A 14970-nucleotide genomic window follows, 5' to 3' on the forward strand; every position below is an offset into this window, starting at 1 on the left:
TTGTTGACACCCGCCGCGCAGGAGACACCGCCCATGAACGCCCCCACCGACCTGACCCACCTGGTTCCTGACATCCAGCCCCGAGAGGTGCCCGCCGAGCTGATGGCCGCGCTGCAAACCCGCTTCGGCGCGCAGTGCTCTACCGCGCTGGCGGTGCGCGAGCAACATGGGCGCGACGAATCGGTGTACGACGTGCCGCCGCCGGCCGCGGTGGTGTTTGCCCAAAGCACGCAAGATGTGGCCGACGCCGTGGCGCTCGCCGCCCGCTACCAGGTGCCGGTGATTCCCTTCGGCGTGGGCTCGTCGCTCGAAGGCCATTTGCTCGCGGTGCAAGGTGGCATCAGCATCGACGTGAGCCGCATGAACACGGTGCTGTCCATCAACGCCGAAGACCTGACCGTGACGGTGCAGCCCGGTGTGACGCGCAAGGCGGTAAACGAGGCGGTGAAAAGCGAAGGCCTGTTTTTCCCCATCGATCCAGGCGCCGATGCCTCTATTGGCGGCATGACCGCCACGCGCGCCAGCGGCACCAACGCCGTGCGCTACGGCACCATGCGCGAAAACGTGTTGGCGCTGGAAGTCGTCACCGCCAGCGGCGAAGTGATCCGTACCGGCACCCGGGCCAAAAAGAGCAGCGCCGGCTACGACCTCACCCGCCTGATGGTGGGCAGCGAAGGCACGCTGGGCGTGATCACCGAAGTGACGCTCAAGCTCTACCCGCTGCCCGAAGCCATCTCGGCCGCCACCTGCTCGTTCCCCAGCATTGAAGCGGCCGTGCGCACCACCATTCAGGTGATCCAGATGGGCATTCCGATTGCCCGCTGCGAGCTGATCGACGCCGGCACCGTGCGCATGGTCAACGCGCACAGCAAGCTCGGCCTGCGCGAAGAACACATGCTGTTGATGGAATTCCACGGCTCGCCAGCCAGCGTGAAAGAACAAGCCGAAACCGTGCAGGAAATTGCCAGCGAATTCGGCGGCAACGCCTTTGAATGGGCCACCACCCCCGAAGAGCGCACCCGCCTGTGGACCGCGCGGCACAACGCGTACTTCGCCGCCATCCAGAGCAAGCCGGGCTGCCGCGCCGTGTCCACCGACACCTGCGTGCCCATCAGCCGCCTGGCCGACTGCCTGCTCGACTCGGTGGCCGAGGCCGACGCCAGCGGCATCCCCTACTTTCTGGTGGGCCACGTGGGCGACGGCAACTTCCACTTTGGCTACCTGATCGACCCCACCAAGCCCGAAGAGCGCGAGCAGGCCGAGGTGCTGAACAACCTGCTGGTGGCGCGCGCCCTGCGCCTGGAAGGCACCTGTACCGGCGAGCACGGCGTGGGCCTGCACAAAATGGACTTTCTGCTCACCGAAGCCGGCAGCGGCGCGGTGGACATGATGCGCACCATCAAGCGCGCCCTCGACCCACACAACATCTTGAACCCCGGCAAGATCTTCGCGCTCTGACGCCTGCGGCGCAGGGCAGGCGCCTCCCGCCGCAGGGGGATTCTGCGGTCCTCGGGGCGCTCAGGCCCCCAGGACGTTGGCTATACTCCTCAGCCAAAAGAATACTTATAGTTTACAGTTAGCTGGTCACCGATGGTTCACCGAATTTCCACCTTGCTGCTTGCGGTGGTCGCGCTCGCAGCTGTCGCTCAACCTGCGGCGTCCATCCGCATTTGTGATGCCAGCGGCTGCAGCGACCGCCCCCGCCAGAGCGCCTCCTTCGACCCCGCACAGGACGAAAACCCCGAGAAAACACGCCGCTTGGCAGCGTTGACCGACATCGCCAGCAAAGACCCACGGGCTGCCTTTGACCTGGGCCTGCGCTTCTTCAGGGGCGATGGCGTGCGCCAAAACAGCTACTAGGCGCTGCAATGGATGCGCAATGCCGCAGAGCGGGGCGATTTGCAGGCCCAACTCGCTGTTGGCCGCTTCCATCTGATAGGCCTGGAAGAAATGGGCGCCGACCCCGCCGAGGCAGAAAAATGGCTGTCCATGGCGGCAGGCCGAGGCAATCCGGAAGCCCAAAAACTGCTGACTGAAGCCAGCGCTGCCAAGCAAACCGAACAGGCGCTGTACCAGTGGCGCGAACGGCACCGCACATCGTGGTACGGCTGGTGGGCCACCGGCTACGCCTACTACGGCTACTGGGGTCCTGCGGGCTGGTACTTCCGTTGAACTCCCGTTCTCCCCCTCACCCCATCCTCCACCCGCTACAGGTAAAGAAGCTTCACATGATCAAGTCCACATCCGCCTTCCGTTGGGCCGCCCTGGCCAGTTCCATCGCCCTGGTCGGCTGCGTCACCCCGGGTGGCATGGTGTCTACCGGCACCAGCGCCACAGCTGCCACGGGTACCGCCGCCGGCAGCACCAGCGCAGGCGCCAACCCCAGCCTGGAACGCTGCAGCGCGCCCATGGGCACGCTGGCGGTAGACGACGGCCGTGGCAAAGAGTGGTACGCCAGCTTCGGCCAGGCCACCCAGGTCACCAGCATCGAACCCCTGCTGCGCCTGGCGGTTGCACAGTCCAACTGCTTTGTGATCACCTCCGTCGGCAACAACCGCACGGAAAGTCGCCTATCCAGCATCACCGACAAGCAGCGCAATTCGGGCGAGTTTCGTGCGGGATCCAACCAGCAAAAAGGTCAGCGCGTGGCGGCCGACTATTTCCTGGAACCAGCCATCATCATCAACAACTCGGCCACAGGCCAGCTCGCGGCCAGTCTCGCGGGCTTGGTGGGCGGTGGACGTTTCGCCGGGCTGGCCGGTGGCCTGCAAACCAAGGCTTCGGTGGTCACGCTGACCATGTTCGACATCCGCTCGGGTGTGCAAATTGCCATTTCTGAAGGCAACTCGACCTCCACCAACTTTGGCGCTGCTTTGGGTGCCTTCGGTGGCGGCGGTGCTGCGGGCCTGAGCGGCTTCTCACGCACGCCCGAGGGCAAGGCCACCGTGGCGGCGTTTGTAGATGCGTACAACAGCATGGTCATTTCCCTGCGCAACTACAAGGCACAGGAAGTGAAGGGTGGCCTGGGCCGGGGCGGCGTGCTCAAGGTGGGCCAGTAAAGCCCGCCAGCGCACACAGCGCTGCACCAAAAGCCTCCTGTGGGAGGCTTTTGGCATGGTGCACGCAATCGCGAACCCATGCTGAGCGCGTCCATTGCTAGCAGCCCAGCGCTACTGGGTCTCACGCTTGCGTCTCACCAAGTCGGTGGACTTCGCGCGGTTGTACCTCACTCTGATCGCAAGGGTCAACGCGCTGAACCAAAGGAACGGTCTGACTGGAAACGGGGGAGCGCAGGCCAAAAAAAGCCTTCCCGGAGGAAGGCTTTTTCAACAGGCCTGTGGCTCAGTGGGGCAATACGCCCAACGCTTTCACGGTGTCGAGGTTCAAGAAACCATCCACAGGCAAGCCCTTGGCCTGCTGGTACTGGTTGACAGCACCCATGGTGTCCGCACGGATCACGCCATCAATGGCACCTGGGTTGTAGCCCGCGCTGCGCAGGGCACGCTGAATTTCCATGATCTTGCCAGGAGAAGCATTGGTCTCGCACAGCACCGCGCGGCGGTCGGCCTTGGCCTCTGACAACTTGAACTGGTAACTCAGCGTTTCAAACTGTGCGGGCACATCCATCTCACGCGTGGTGGCAGGGGTATCAACCACTTGACGCTGGACGGTCTTGTAAACCGCCGGAATCACCTCTTCTCGGAAAGAAGCAGGGGTGTCCACCACACGGCGTGACAAGGTTTGCATGACGGCGGCCACCGGAATCTGGCGGGTGGTGGCCGGGGTGTCAACCACTTGGCGCCGCACGGTGCCCATGACAGCGGGCACCGGAATTTCACGCGAACTGGCTGCGGTGGCGACAACCTGACGCGACACCGTCTTGAATGTGGCTGGAATGATGGTCTCTTCGGTGCGTGCAGGACTCGCCACAACCCGGGTTTTCACCGTCTTGGTGGTGCCGGGAATTTCCACCGTGCGCACCGTGGCAGGCGTGGCAACCACTTGGCGTGTGAGCGTGCGGTATTCGGCAGGCTGCTTGATCTCACGCACATAGCCCTCTTCACCTGACTGGGCGCCCGCCGTGGTGTCAGCACCGGCCAGACCGGCGACGGCGGCAGCGCGCAACACCCGCTCGCCTTTTGGCGTGGCCACGATGTCGCCTTTGTCGTCAAACCGATAGCCCATGGCGCGCAGCTTGTCGGTGTCAATCTCCTGGCGCGTCACGGACTGGTAGGTGGCGGGAATATCGACCTCGCGGGTGCCGGCCTCGGTGTTGAGCACCTGGCGTGTGACGGTGGCGTATTCGGCGGGAATCTCCACCGCTCTCACTGACGCAGGCGTTTTGAGCACTTGGCGAGTGATGGTCTCAAAGCGCTCGGGAATATCCACCAGGCACATCACATCGTCGTCGAGGTTGGCGTTGTTGGCATTCACCACACGGGTGTCCACCACACCTGTGCTGCGGCTCTCGGCTGCGGCGTCAAGTGCGACGCGGTTGCCGTCCACCTTGCCATCGGTCCCGACCACAAAGCCTCGCAGAGGTCGCACATGGATCGCTTGGCCGACCCAGGCGCGGCCACGCTTCCACTCCCGGCTGGCATCGGCGACTTTCACGCGTTCGGTGACGGTCTCAAACACCGCAGGCACTTCAACGAGTCGCTTGCTCGCTTCTTTCACCAGCACGCGCTCGGTGAGCGTGCTCAATATAGGCTTGACGGCCTCCAGGCGGGCGCTGGCTTCGGTGCGCAGCACCTCTTCTGACACGGTGCGAAGCGGCAGCGCAATGGGCTCATAGCGCAACGACTCCGCCTTGACCAACACCTGCTCGGTTTCGGTCTTGAACGTGGCTGGCACCGCCTCCACGCGGGTTGTTGCCGGGCGGTCCACCACGGTTTCTTCTGTGTCTGCGTATGTTGCAGGGATCACGCGCAGCTCTTTGCGTTCGGGCGTAGCAACCACTTGCTCGGTCACCGTCTTGAAGGTGGCGGGGATCACTTCAACACGCGTGCTGGCAGCTTTGGTGACCACAGTCTCGGTGACCGTCTTGAACGTGCCAGGCACGGGTTCCTCACGGAAGGTGGCGGGGCTCACCATCACCTCTTCGGTCACCGTTTTGTAGGTGGCTGCAATGGGGATTTGGCGCCGGGTTTCCGGCCTGACCAATTCTTGCTCGGACACGGTTTTGTAGGTTGCGGGCACCACTTCGTAGCGCTTGGTCGCCGGGACCTTGATCACCTGTTCGGTGCGCGTCTCAAAGCGCGCCGGTGTCAGCACGTTGGCGAAACACTCGGTCGCAGGCACCACCGACACCGGGGTTGTGTTGCCCAGTGGGCGTGGGAGGTTGCGGCTGAAGTTGTTGTCGCATTGCTGCATGCTGGCGCGAACCGGCGTGCCCTGGCTGTCGAAATACACGTTGACCGACATCGCCGGGCTGTAGGGTACGTATTTGCCGATCAAGGCCGGGCTCACGCCGTCGCGGCCATTGCTGCGGCCCACGCCCACGTCGCACGCGCCTTTGGCGTAGCCCGCAGCGTCGTAGCCTAGGGCTGTGGCGGCTTGTTGCGCTGTCATCAGTTCGCTGAGTTTCATGGCCTTCACATCGGCCTCGCCTGCCCGCTTGAGAGGCGGATGCTCGGTAAAGGGTTGGTAGTAACGGGCGTTGCCGGCCGCCACAGCGGCATCGCACTCGGCAGCGGTGTCGTAGCCCACGTTGCCATTGCGGTCGGTCACCATACCGGCGTGTGCCGTGGCCACCAACAGCAAGCCACCACCCAAAATGGCCATGCGCTTAACGCCCTGCAGATTCATCCCGTTGCTCATCACAAATTTCCTTCAGAAACAGACAGATCAAGCCGGTCGACATCGCCCCATTTGTTACTACCAAAGTATTTACAAAGTTGATGCCCGGCTTGGAAACTATGCCTTTAAAACTCTAAAGTTTGCTCAGCCAGGAGGGGTGCAAGCGGAATGGATCGGTCCATGTGTGCTCGACTGCACAAGCGGGGAGCCCCATCGCAACACGCATCCAGCAGTCGTTCACGCGCGCGTCAGAACGTCCTGCATCTGCCGGGTGAAAGCGCTCACCGGGGTTTTGACGGCGAGCGGGCAGATGATCCAGGTGTCGAACGGCGCTGAAACGGCACCTGGTACGCCCACACGGGCCGGCTGCGGTCTTGCAGGACGGCGTCGGGTACGAGGTCTGTGGCCGGGAATTCCAGGCTCACCATCCAGGCGCCAGGCTGGAGCTCGGCCGCTGCTTTGGCCACCGCGCGGTCCATGCTCTCGGGTCGCTGAAATAGGTAGACCATTTGGTACGGGCCCCAGTCGGCGCGCCATATGTTGCCCTGGCGCACGCGCGCCCAGGGGCAGCGCAACGCGCAAACGGCCCGCAGCGGCCAGCTCCACTCCAACCCGTACAAATGGGCGCAGGGGTACACCACGCGCAAGGCCAGCAAGCCGTCCCCCAGGCCGCACCCGGCTTCAAGTACCCGCGCGCCCGGAGGCAATGGCACGCGCGTATCTAGACCTTGCAATCCCTTGCGCGGTGTGGGAAACAAGGGCGCATCGCGCCAGGCGTTCAAGGGATAGATCAGCAGCAACAAGGCCAGTGGCAGCAGCCAGTGCCAGGCGCTGAGGCTGGCAGCACCCGACAGCGCCAGAGAGAGCGGAAAACCCAGGCCCACCATCAGCCGACGCCACCAGCTGTCGGCGAGCAGGCTACCCGCTACCCCCAGCGCACACGCCAGCAACAACCCCACCAAGGCGCCCAAGCCCAGGTGCCCGGCCAGCGCGAAAACGCCCCATGCCGTCGCCCAGACCAGCAAAGCCGGCAAGGGCCACCAGCGCGCAATGTGTGACAGCACGGCAGGCGAGTGTCAGCGGGTGGCGGTTCGGCCCAGCCGCTCAATCAGACCGTTCAGCTCGTCCAGCGAGCCAAACTGGATGGCGATTTCGCCCAGTTCTTCAAATCGGCCGTGGCGCTTCACGCGTTTTTTCACGCGCACCTCGACGTCGGCGGTGAGCAAGTCGGCCAGCTCCTCTTCCACGCGTTTGATGTCCCGCGACTTTTCTTTCTTCAGCTTCTGTGGCGCCAGCGCAAACTCGGCACCCAGCTTCTTCACCAGGCTTTCAGCCTCGCGCACCGACATCTTTCGGGCCGCAATCTGGTTGCCTGCGGTGATCTGGGTGGCCTTGTCCAGCGCCAGCAGTGCCCGCGCGTGGCCCATGTCCAGGTCACCCGCCATCAGCATGGTCTGCACCGGATCGGCCAGTTGCAGCAGGCGCAGCAGGTTGCTGGCGGCGCTGCGCGAACGCCCCACCGCCTGGGCCGCCTGTTCGTGAGTGAGCCCAAACTCTTTCACCAAGCGTTGTAAACCCTGGGCTTCTTCCAGCGGGTTCAGGTCTTCGCGCTGGATGTTTTCGATCAGCGCCATGGCAGCGGCGGCTTCGTTCGGCACGTCGCGCACCAGCACCGGCACGCTGTCCAGCCCGGCCAGCTTCGAGGCCCGAAAGCGCCGTTCACCCGCGATGATTTCGTACTTGCCGGCGTTGGGGCCATCGGCCAGCTTGCGCACCAAAATGGGCTGCATGATGCCCTGCGCCTTGATGCTCTCGGCCAGCTCGTACAGCGCGCCCTCGTCCATGCGGGTGCGTGGCTGGTAAACGCCGGGCACCAACTCGCTCAGCGGCAAGCTGCTCGGCGTCTGGTTTCGCTCGGTTTCCTGCGCCTCGGGCGAAGCGGCCTCAGCCACTTTGGGGCCCAGCAGAGCTTCGAGTCCACGGCCGAGGCCTTTGGGTTTTTTGGTGACCATGGTTTTCAGATTTCGTTGTCGTTGTAACCAGCTTCCCGCTGGTGGCGAATACCCAGCACGATCACGCGCAGCTGGAAAGGGTCGAAGGTGTAGCGGGCCAGGTAGCCACCCCTGCCACGGCTGATGATCAGTTCCCGGTGGCCGTCAGCCAGGGGCCTTCCCATGCCCGGCTGGTGCGTCAACACCAGGAGTCCGTCCAGCACGAAGGCCAGCAGCCCGGCCACCAGCGGGTTGGGGGAGGTCCAGAGAAATTCTTCAAGGCGTTCGACATCGGCAAGGGCTTCAGGGGTGAAGATGACATCGATCATTCAGACTCACACCCGCTTCTTGGGCACCAGACGGACCGGTCGTTCCACATGGCCTGCGCGAAATTCGGTCATCTGGGCAAAATATTGGCGAACATCCTCCAGGCTGTGCCCCATGCCTGTGGCTTGCATCTGGCGCTCGGCGGCCAGCGCGCCTTGCGTGAACTGCTCACGCAGGTGCGCCCGCTCGGTCGCCTCAGCCAGCGTTCTGACCATGTAAGCGTGACTGGAGAGGCCCAGCCGCTGCGCATCTTCGTCAATGGCGGCCTTGAGTTCGGCGGGCAGCTTCAAACTGGTGGCGATGGTGAGGGGCATGGCGAAGCTCCTTGATGTAGTCAAATTTGACTACCCGCGCAGTCTAGCAGCAGCGCTCGGCCTTGAGGCCAATCGCCCAACCCCGATTCGGCGTTGATGTGCCCGCGCTCGCCCAGGTCGATGAAACGCGCGCCCCAGTCGCCAGCCAGACCCTGCGCCCGATCCCATGTGCAGTAGGGGTCGTTGCGGCTGCCCACCAGCACGCTGGGAAATGGCAAGCGCTGGCGCACGATGGGCGACCAGCTGGGCAACACACCGCGCAGTTCGTCGCGCTCGGCATCGCCCGGCGCCACCAGCAGCGCGCCTTGCACACGGCCGGTACTGCGTGACACTTCGGCCCAGGCTGCGGTGAGGATACAGCCCAGGCTGTGGGCCACCAGCACCACCGGCCCGTCTGTGGCGAGGATCACGTCTTCCAGCTGCGCGATCCAGTCGCCACGGCGCGGGCGCATCCAGTCGTGCTGGTCCACACGGCGGTAGCCGTGCAGCGCTTCCCAACGGCTTTGCCAATGGTCGGGCCCGCTGTTTTGCCAGCCAGGCAAGATGAGGACGTTGTCAGGCTTCATGTGAACCGTGCTGGGCGTTCAACGTGTACCGCTGCGCTCGACCATTTCTTTGGCGAACGACACAAAGGCCTGGCTGCCTTTGGCCGACGGGTCGAACACCACACCCGGCAAACCGTAGCTGGGCGCTTCGGCCAGGCGCACATTGCGCGGGATCACGGTTTCAAACACCTTGTCGCCAAAGTGTGCCTTGAGCTGGTCACTCACCTGCTGCTGCAGGGTGATGCGCGGGTCAAACATGACGCGCAGCAGACCAATGATCTGCAGGTCTTTGTTGAGGTTGGCATGCACCTGCTTGATGGTGTTGACCAGATCGGTGAGGCCTTCGAGCGCGAAGTACTCGCACTGCATGGGCACGATCACACCGTGGGCGCTGCACAGACCGTTGAGCGTGAGCATGGACAGCGATGGCGGGCAGTCGATCAGCACGAAGTCGTAGTCGGCATCCACCGCCGCCAGCGCCGTTTTCAGGCGCTTTTCGCGCCGCTCCACGTCCACCAGCTCCACCTCGGCGCCCGCCAGCTCGCGGTTGGCGCCCAGCACGTCGTAGCCGCACTGTTCCGACTTGATGGCCGCTTCAGCCACCGACGCCGATTCGAGCAACACGTCGTACACCGACAGCGCCATGCTGCGCTTGTCCACGCCAGAGCCCATGGTGGCGTTGCCCTGGGGGTCCAGGTCGACCATGAGCACGCGCTGCCCCACCTTGGCAAGCCCGGCCGCCAGGTTGACGGTGGTGGTGGTCTTGCCGACGCCACCCTTCTGGTTGGCAACGCAGAAAATTTTGGCCATGGGTGATTTCGGAAGTTGTAATTATTTGGAAATGGCCAGCTTGATGCCAAAGCCGATCAGGAAAACACCGGCGAGCCTCTCCAACGTGCGCGCAATCACCGGGTTGGCCCGCATCCGCTCAGCCAGAAAATGGGTGAGCAGCACAGCAGTCAGGCCGTAAAAGAAAGTGAGCACAGCCACGGTGGCCGCCATGGCGCCAAAGGTCACGAGGCCCTGGTGTCTGGCGGGGTCCACAAACAAAGGGAAAAACGCCATGTAAAACACGATGGCTTTGGGATTGAGCAGCGTGATGGTGAGCGCCTGTTGAAAGTACTGGCGTGGGCGGATGTTGAGCACGGGCTTGTCACCAGGCTTGGCGCTGATCATTTTCCAGCCCAACCAGGCCAGGTAGGCGGCGCCCAGCCATTGCACAGCGCTGAAAGCGGTAGGGTAAGCCACCAGCAGCGCGGCCACGCCCGCCACGGCCATCCACATCAGCACCTGGTCGCCCGCTATGACGCCGAAGGTGGCCGCCAGGCCGCCACGTATGCCGCCCTTGCTGGTAGAGGTGATGAGCGCCAGGTTGCCAGGACCAGGGATGGCCAGAAACACCACAATGGCCGCGACAAATGCGCCGTAATCTGCAACGCCAAACATGAAAACCCCAGAAGTAGAGGGGTGAGTTTACGTGAATGAAACCGCGCGGCCACGCGGAGCAGCGCGCGTCTATCAAATGGCTGTGCGTTCGCGCAGCCAGACGATGCAGCGCTCGGCCTCCAAGCCTGGCACCTGCAAGGGTTCCACGTGAAACACGTCCACCCAAGGGGCAGCGTTTTGCAGGGCAAGCAGTTCGTCTTCCGGGTGCTTGCCCTTCATGGCCATCCACACCGCCCCGGGCTTAAGCGCCGGACGCGACCAGCTCACAAAGTCCACCAGCGAAGCAAAGGCGCGTGAACACACCACGTCAAAACCACCGCCCTCCCCCGCCTTCAGGCTTTCCACGCGGGCGTGCACACCGCGCAAGTTGGGCAGTTTGAGCGTGGCTGCCGCCTGCTGAATAAACGCCGCTTTTTTCCCCACTGTGTCCACACAGCTGACATCGATGTGCGGGCAGGTGATGGCAATCACGACACCGGGCAAACCGCCACCCGAGCCCACGTCCAGCAATTGGACAGGCCGACCGGCCGTCTGGCGCTGCAGTGGCCCAATGGCCGACAAGCTGTCCAGCAGGTGGTGCGTCACCATCTCTGCTGGGTCGCGCACGGCCGTGAGGTTGTAAACCTTGTTCCACTTCTGCAGCAGGGCCAAGTAATCCAGCAGCAGCGCCACTTGCGCGTCCGCCAGCGGCAACCCCAGGGTCTGCAGGCCTTTCAACAACACATCGCGGCTCATGCCGACACGTCGCTTTCTGCGGGCAGCGTGGCAAAGCCCCGGAAGCCGCCCTTTTTCAGGTGTATCAGCAACAGCGAAATGCTAGCCGGTGTAATGCCCGATATGCGCGAAGCCTGCCCCAGCGTTTCGGGCCGGTGCTTGGCCAGCTTTTGGCGGGCCTCAAACGACAAGGCGGCCACCTGCATGTAATCCAGGTCGGCCGGCAGCGGCATACCTTCGTGAAAGGCCGCACGCTCCACTTCAGACTTTTGCCGGTCGATGTAGCCGGCATATTTGGCCGCAATCTCCACCTGCTCCACCACCGGCTCCAGCAATTCGCCCAGCGTTTCACGTGAAACATCGGGGCCGGCGTACTTGCCGCTGTCCATACCCGCCAGATCGGCGTAGCCCACACCAGGGCGGCGCAGCAGGTCAAACAGATTGTGTTCGTGCTCAATGGCCTTGCCCAGCACGCGTTCGCTCTCTGCGGCTGGCAGGCTGCGGGGGTTCACCCAAGTTGCTTTCAAGCGCTCGGTTTCTCGCGCCACGGCGTCGCGCTTGCGGCTGAAGGCGTCCCAACGGGCATCATCCACCAAGCCCATGCGGCGCCCGGCATCGGTCAGGCGCATGTCGGCGTTGTCTTCACGCAGCTGCAGGCGAAACTCAGCCCGGCTGGTGAACATGCGGTAGGGCTCGGTCACGCCCTGGGTCACCAGGTCGTCCACCAGCACACCCAGGTACGCCTCGTCACGCCGAGGCAGCCAGGGCGCTTCGCCCCTCACTTGCAGTGCCGCATTGAGCCCGGCAAACAGGCCTTGGGCCGCCGCTTCTTCGTAGCCCGTGGTGCCATTGATTTGCCCGGCAAAGAACAGCCCCTGAATTTGCCGGGTCTCGAAGTTGTTCTTGAGCGAACGGGGATCGAAGTAGTCGTATTCGATGGCGTACCCGGGCCGCAAAATGTGTGCGTTTTCCAGGCCCGGCATGCTGCGCACCAGCGCGTACTGAATATCAAACGGCAGGCTGGTCGAGATGCCGTTGGGGTACACCTCGTGGGTCGTCAGGCCCTCGGGCTCCAGAAAAATCTGGTGGCTGTCCTTGTCCGCGAAGCGGTTGATCTTGTCTTCCACGCTCGGGCAATAGCGCGGGCCCACGCCCTCAATCTTGCCGGTGAACATGGGGCTGCGGTCAAAGCCGCTGCGAATGATGTCGTGCGTGCGGGTGTTGGTGTGGGTGATCCAGCACGGCACCTGTTGCGGGTGCGCCACCGCACCACCCATGAAGCTGAACACCGGCACCGGCTTGTCGGCATTCATGCCGCCGGCCACGCCGTCGCCGGGCTGCTCGGTGCATTTGCTGTAGTCGATGCTGCGGCCGTCCAGGCGGGGTGGCGTGCCCGTTTTCAGCCGCCCCTGGGGAAGCTTCAGCTCTTTCAAGCGGGCCGACAAACTGACGGCCGGCGGGTCTCCCGCGCGCCCGGCCGCGTAGTTGTTCAGACCGACGTGGATCTTGCCATCCAGAAAGGTACCTGCCGTGAGCACCACGGTGCGGCCACGAAACTGGATGCCCACCTGCGTGACGGCGCCCACCACACGATCACCCTCCACCATCAGGTCGTCCACCGCCTGCTGAAACAGCCACAGATTGGGCTGTTTTTCCAGCATGCGGCGAATGGCTGCCTTGTACAAAATCCGGTCGGCCTGGGCACGCGTGGCACGCACCGCCGGGCCTTTGCTGCTGTTCAAAATGCGAAACTGAATACCGCCTTCGTCCGTGGCCAGCGCCATGGCGCCACCCAGCGCGTCCACCTCCTTCACCAGGTGGCCCTTGCCAATACCGCCAATGCTGGGGTTGCAACTCATCTGCCCCAGCGTTTCAATGTTGTGCGTGAGCAGCAGCGTGGCGCAGCCCATGCGGGCAGCAGCCAGCGCGGCTTCGGTACCGGCATGACCACCGCCAACAACAATGACATCAAATTCCTGGGGGTACAACATAAGTGGGCTCCGGGGCACCGCCAAAGGGCGGCGCCCGACAATGCAAAAGAGAGGGTGTTTCACGTGAAACAGCTGTCGCAAGCCACAGGGTTCGGGCGGCTGGCGCCCAACAGGCACCAGATGGACAGCCACCAATTCTCCCATCTTTGTCCCACTGGCGCCCGTGATAACCCGCACCAGCCGGTGTGCTGCCACCGATGCACAGACCCCGGAGCACCTGCAAACCAACGCCGGGTTCGACTGCGTACGCCACAATGGCGGCATGACCCCCACCATTCCCCTCCTCGTTTTCGCGGGCAGCACGCGCGCCCAGTCTTACAACCGCCAACTGGCCGCCACCGCCGCCAACATGGCCGAGGCCGAAGGCGCGCAGGTGACGCGGCTGGACCTGGCCGACTTTGACGTACCGATGTACAACGCCGACCTGGAAGCCCAGGGCACGCCCCGCGATGTGGTGCGCCTGAAAGAAATATTTCATGCCCACCCGGCCTGGCTGGTGGCAGCGCCCGAATACAACGGCAGCATGACAGCCCTGCTGAAAAACACCATCGACTGGGTGTCCAGCCCCATCAAAGGCGACCCCGACTGGGGCCAGGGCACCAAAGCCTTTGCCGGCAAGGTGGTGGGCTTGCTCAGCGCCTCGCCCGGTGCACTGGGCGGCCTGCGGGGTCTGGCGCACCTGGCGCCGGTGTTGATGAACCTGCAGTGCTGGCTAGCGCCCAAGCAGTTTGCCCTGCCCAAAGCCTTTGAAGCCTTTGACCCCAGTGGCCAGCTGTCGCTCGAATCAAACCGCACCGCCTTGCATGGTGTGGTGGACCAGGTGTTGTGGGCGGCCCGGAAATTTCAGGCTTGAACTGCCGCCCTGGCTGCGCGGCGTGCTGCACAGCGCCATCCATCAGCAGCCCCATGCCCGGCTTGCCAGGCGGCAAGGCGGCCGGTGTGCCCTGCCCGCACCTGGACGAAGCGCTGCGCTGCAAGCTGTTTGGCCTGCCCGAACGGCCGACGGTATGCGGTTCGCTGCAGCCCAGCGCAGAGATGTGCGGCGAAAACCGGGAACAAGCCATTCGGTTTTTGAGCCGACTGGAAGACGCCACCCGCCCATGACAAAGGCCCGCATAAGCGGGCCTTTGTAGCAGCAAAAATCTCCCCGGAGCCCGTGTCTGAACCCAGACGCACCGCAGAACTGGCTCTACCCGAGCTGCTGGTGCGGCCCCGCAGGGAAAAGCCGCGCAGCGGCGCAGGGTGCAGTTACTGCTTGACCGCTTCCACCTGCAGCACCAGACGCACGTTTTTCGGGAAACCCCAATCCACGCCGTAGTTCACGCCAAACGCGGTGCGATCGATGGTGGCTTCAAAGTCGCCGCCACACACTTCGCGCTTGAGCATGGGGCTCTCGAAACAGTTGAACTGGTTGGCCTTGAGCGTCACCGGCTGGGTCTTGCCCAGCAGGGTCAGGTTGCCGTCCACGGAGCTGACCTTGTCGCCACTGAAGTTGAACTTGGTGGACACGAACTGGGCCTTGGGGAATTTTTCAGCATTCAGAATGTCGGCGCTCTGCAGGTGCTTGTCAAAGCCGGCGGTACCGGTGTTGACCGATGCCACGTCAAAGGAAATGTCCACGGACCCGGTCTTGGCGGCCTTGTCAAACGTGATCTTGCCCTCTTTCCTGTCGAAACGGCCGCGGTTCACGCTGGCGCCGAAGTGGCCGATCTCGAACGTGGCAAAGGTGTGCGTCGGGTCGATCGCGTAGTCAGCGGCGAAAACGCCGGTGGACAAGGTGGCTGCTGCGGCCAGCAGGGTCAGGGATTTGCGCATGGGTGAACTCCTAGATGGGGTTGGGGGG

At 63.6% G+C, this 14970-nt stretch carries 15 protein-coding genes and 1 pseudogene; 5 read left to right on the forward strand and 11 right to left on the reverse strand.

What is annotated here, in order from left to right; all coding sequences use genetic code 11:
* Positions 1-33: 33 nt before the first annotated feature.
* The 3 genes and pseudogenes from ACTG4K_RS01130 (at position 34) to ACTG4K_RS01140 (ending at position 3059) form a co-directional block, all read left to right on the forward strand.
* Positions 34-1458: an FAD-binding oxidoreductase gene (locus tag ACTG4K_RS01130; RefSeq protein ID WP_439112354.1), complete on the forward strand. Its 1425-nt coding sequence runs from the start codon at positions 34-36 to the stop codon at positions 1456-1458.
* 132 nt (positions 1459-1590) lie between these two features.
* Positions 1591-2172: pseudogene (locus ACTG4K_RS01135) on the forward strand (tetratricopeptide repeat protein).
* A 56-nt stretch (positions 2173-2228) separates the two neighbouring features.
* Positions 2229-3059 carry a hypothetical protein gene (locus ACTG4K_RS01140; protein WP_439112355.1) on the forward strand — a complete coding sequence of 277 codons (831 nt, stop codon included), beginning with the start codon at positions 2229-2231 and terminating at the stop codon, positions 3057-3059.
* Positions 3060-3342: 283 nt separating this feature from the next.
* Here the strand turns inward: ACTG4K_RS01140 and ACTG4K_RS01145 are convergent, their stop codons facing one another.
* The 10 genes from ACTG4K_RS01145 to mnmG form a co-directional block, all read right to left on the reverse strand.
* Positions 3343-5820 (reverse strand): peptidoglycan-binding protein, encoded by a 2478-nt coding sequence (locus ACTG4K_RS01145; protein WP_439112356.1) that lies wholly within the window; start codon positions 5818-5820, stop codon positions 3343-3345.
* Between the two features lie 260 nt (positions 5821-6080).
* Positions 6081-6863, reverse strand: coding sequence for a class I SAM-dependent methyltransferase (locus ACTG4K_RS01150; protein WP_439112357.1), 783 nt, complete (start codon positions 6861-6863; stop codon positions 6081-6083).
* A gap of 12 nt (positions 6864-6875) precedes the next feature.
* Entirely contained in the window at positions 6876-7811 is a 936-nt protein-coding gene (locus tag ACTG4K_RS01155) for a ParB/RepB/Spo0J family partition protein (protein ID WP_439112358.1), read from the reverse strand.
* A gap of 5 nt (positions 7812-7816) precedes the next feature.
* Complete coding sequence (locus ACTG4K_RS01160; protein ID WP_439112359.1) at positions 7817-8119, reverse strand: type II toxin-antitoxin system RelE/ParE family toxin; 303 nt, start codon at positions 8117-8119, stop codon at positions 7817-7819.
* A gap of 6 nt (positions 8120-8125) precedes the next feature.
* Complete coding sequence (locus tag ACTG4K_RS01165) at positions 8126-8431, reverse strand: ribbon-helix-helix protein, CopG family (protein ID WP_439112360.1); 306 nt, start codon at positions 8429-8431, stop codon at positions 8126-8128.
* 20 nt (positions 8432-8451) lie between these two features.
* On the reverse strand, positions 8452-8997 hold the full coding sequence (locus tag ACTG4K_RS01170; RefSeq protein ID WP_439112361.1) for an RBBP9/YdeN family alpha/beta hydrolase: 546 nt from the start codon (positions 8995-8997) through the stop codon (positions 8452-8454).
* Positions 8998-9015: 18 nt separating this feature from the next.
* Positions 9016-9786: a ParA family protein gene (locus ACTG4K_RS01175; protein WP_439112362.1), complete on the reverse strand. Its 771-nt coding sequence runs from the start codon at positions 9784-9786 to the stop codon at positions 9016-9018.
* Between the two features lie 21 nt (positions 9787-9807).
* Positions 9808-10422: a LysE family transporter gene (locus tag ACTG4K_RS01180; RefSeq protein ID WP_439112363.1), complete on the reverse strand. Its 615-nt coding sequence runs from the start codon at positions 10420-10422 to the stop codon at positions 9808-9810.
* 72 nt (positions 10423-10494) lie between these two features.
* Positions 10495-11157 carry a 16S rRNA (guanine(527)-N(7))-methyltransferase RsmG gene (rsmG, locus tag ACTG4K_RS01185; RefSeq protein WP_439112364.1) on the reverse strand — a complete coding sequence of 221 codons (663 nt, stop codon included), beginning with the start codon at positions 11155-11157 and terminating at the stop codon, positions 10495-10497.
* Positions 11154-13127: a tRNA uridine-5-carboxymethylaminomethyl(34) synthesis enzyme MnmG gene (mnmG, locus tag ACTG4K_RS01190; protein ID WP_439112365.1), complete on the reverse strand. Its 1974-nt coding sequence runs from the start codon at positions 13125-13127 to the stop codon at positions 11154-11156. Before mnmG ends, rsmG begins: the two co-directional genes overlap by 4 nt.
* Positions 13128-13389: 262 nt before the next feature.
* On the opposite strand from mnmG, the gene ACTG4K_RS01195 reads away from it, so the two are divergent.
* Both ACTG4K_RS01195 and ACTG4K_RS01200 read left to right on the forward strand, forming a co-directional pair.
* A complete protein-coding gene (locus ACTG4K_RS01195) occupies positions 13390-13980 on the forward strand; it encodes an NADPH-dependent FMN reductase (RefSeq protein ID WP_439112366.1) in 591 nt (196 codons plus the stop codon).
* Positions 13977-14231 (forward strand): YkgJ family cysteine cluster protein, encoded by a 255-nt coding sequence (locus ACTG4K_RS01200; RefSeq protein WP_439112367.1) that lies wholly within the window; start codon positions 13977-13979, stop codon positions 14229-14231. The genes ACTG4K_RS01195 and ACTG4K_RS01200 overlap by 4 nt, the downstream gene beginning before the upstream one ends.
* Before the next feature lie 144 nt (positions 14232-14375).
* Here the strand turns inward: ACTG4K_RS01200 and ACTG4K_RS01205 are convergent, their stop codons facing one another.
* Complete coding sequence (locus tag ACTG4K_RS01205; protein WP_439112368.1) at positions 14376-14942, reverse strand: YceI family protein; 567 nt, start codon at positions 14940-14942, stop codon at positions 14376-14378.
* Between the last annotated feature and the right edge of the window lie 28 nt (positions 14943-14970).

Source organism: Hydrogenophaga sp. (assembly GCF_965657535.1).
Taxonomy (GTDB): Bacteria; Pseudomonadota; Gammaproteobacteria; order Burkholderiales; family Burkholderiaceae_C; genus Hydrogenophaga.

Bases quoted from the DNA above. Each gene is read 5' to 3' on its own strand.
- ACTG4K_RS01175 (WP_439112362.1), bottom strand. From the start codon at position 9,786: ATGGCCAAAATTTTCTGCGTTGCCAACCAGAAGGGTGGCGTCGGCAAG.
- ACTG4K_RS01205 (WP_439112368.1), bottom strand. From the start codon at position 14,942: ATGCGCAAATCCCTGACCCTGCTGGCCGCAGCAGCCACCTTGTCCACC.
- rsmG (WP_439112364.1), bottom strand. From the start codon at position 11,157: ATGAGCCGCGATGTGTTGTTGAAAGGCCTGCAGACCCTGGGGTTGCCG.
- ACTG4K_RS01170 (WP_439112361.1), bottom strand. From the start codon at position 8,997: ATGAAGCCTGACAACGTCCTCATCTTGCCTGGCTGGCAAAACAGCGGG.
- ACTG4K_RS01145 (WP_439112356.1), bottom strand. From the start codon at position 5,820: ATGAGCAACGGGATGAATCTGCAGGGCGTTAAGCGCATGGCCATTTTG.
- ACTG4K_RS01140 (WP_439112355.1), top strand. From the start codon at position 2,229: ATGATCAAGTCCACATCCGCCTTCCGTTGGGCCGCCCTGGCCAGTTCC.
- mnmG (WP_439112365.1), bottom strand. From the start codon at position 13,127: ATGTTGTACCCCCAGGAATTTGATGTCATTGTTGTTGGCGGTGGTCAT.
- ACTG4K_RS01195 (WP_439112366.1), top strand. From the start codon at position 13,390: ATGACCCCCACCATTCCCCTCCTCGTTTTCGCGGGCAGCACGCGCGCC.
- ACTG4K_RS01130 (WP_439112354.1), top strand. From the start codon at position 34: ATGAACGCCCCCACCGACCTGACCCACCTGGTTCCTGACATCCAGCCC.
- ACTG4K_RS01165 (WP_439112360.1), bottom strand. From the start codon at position 8,431: ATGCCCCTCACCATCGCCACCAGTTTGAAGCTGCCCGCCGAACTCAAG.
- ACTG4K_RS01155 (WP_439112358.1), bottom strand. From the start codon at position 7,811: ATGGTCACCAAAAAACCCAAAGGCCTCGGCCGTGGACTCGAAGCTCTG.
- ACTG4K_RS01180 (WP_439112363.1), bottom strand. From the start codon at position 10,422: ATGTTTGGCGTTGCAGATTACGGCGCATTTGTCGCGGCCATTGTGGTG.
- ACTG4K_RS01160 (WP_439112359.1), bottom strand. From the start codon at position 8,119: ATGATCGATGTCATCTTCACCCCTGAAGCCCTTGCCGATGTCGAACGC.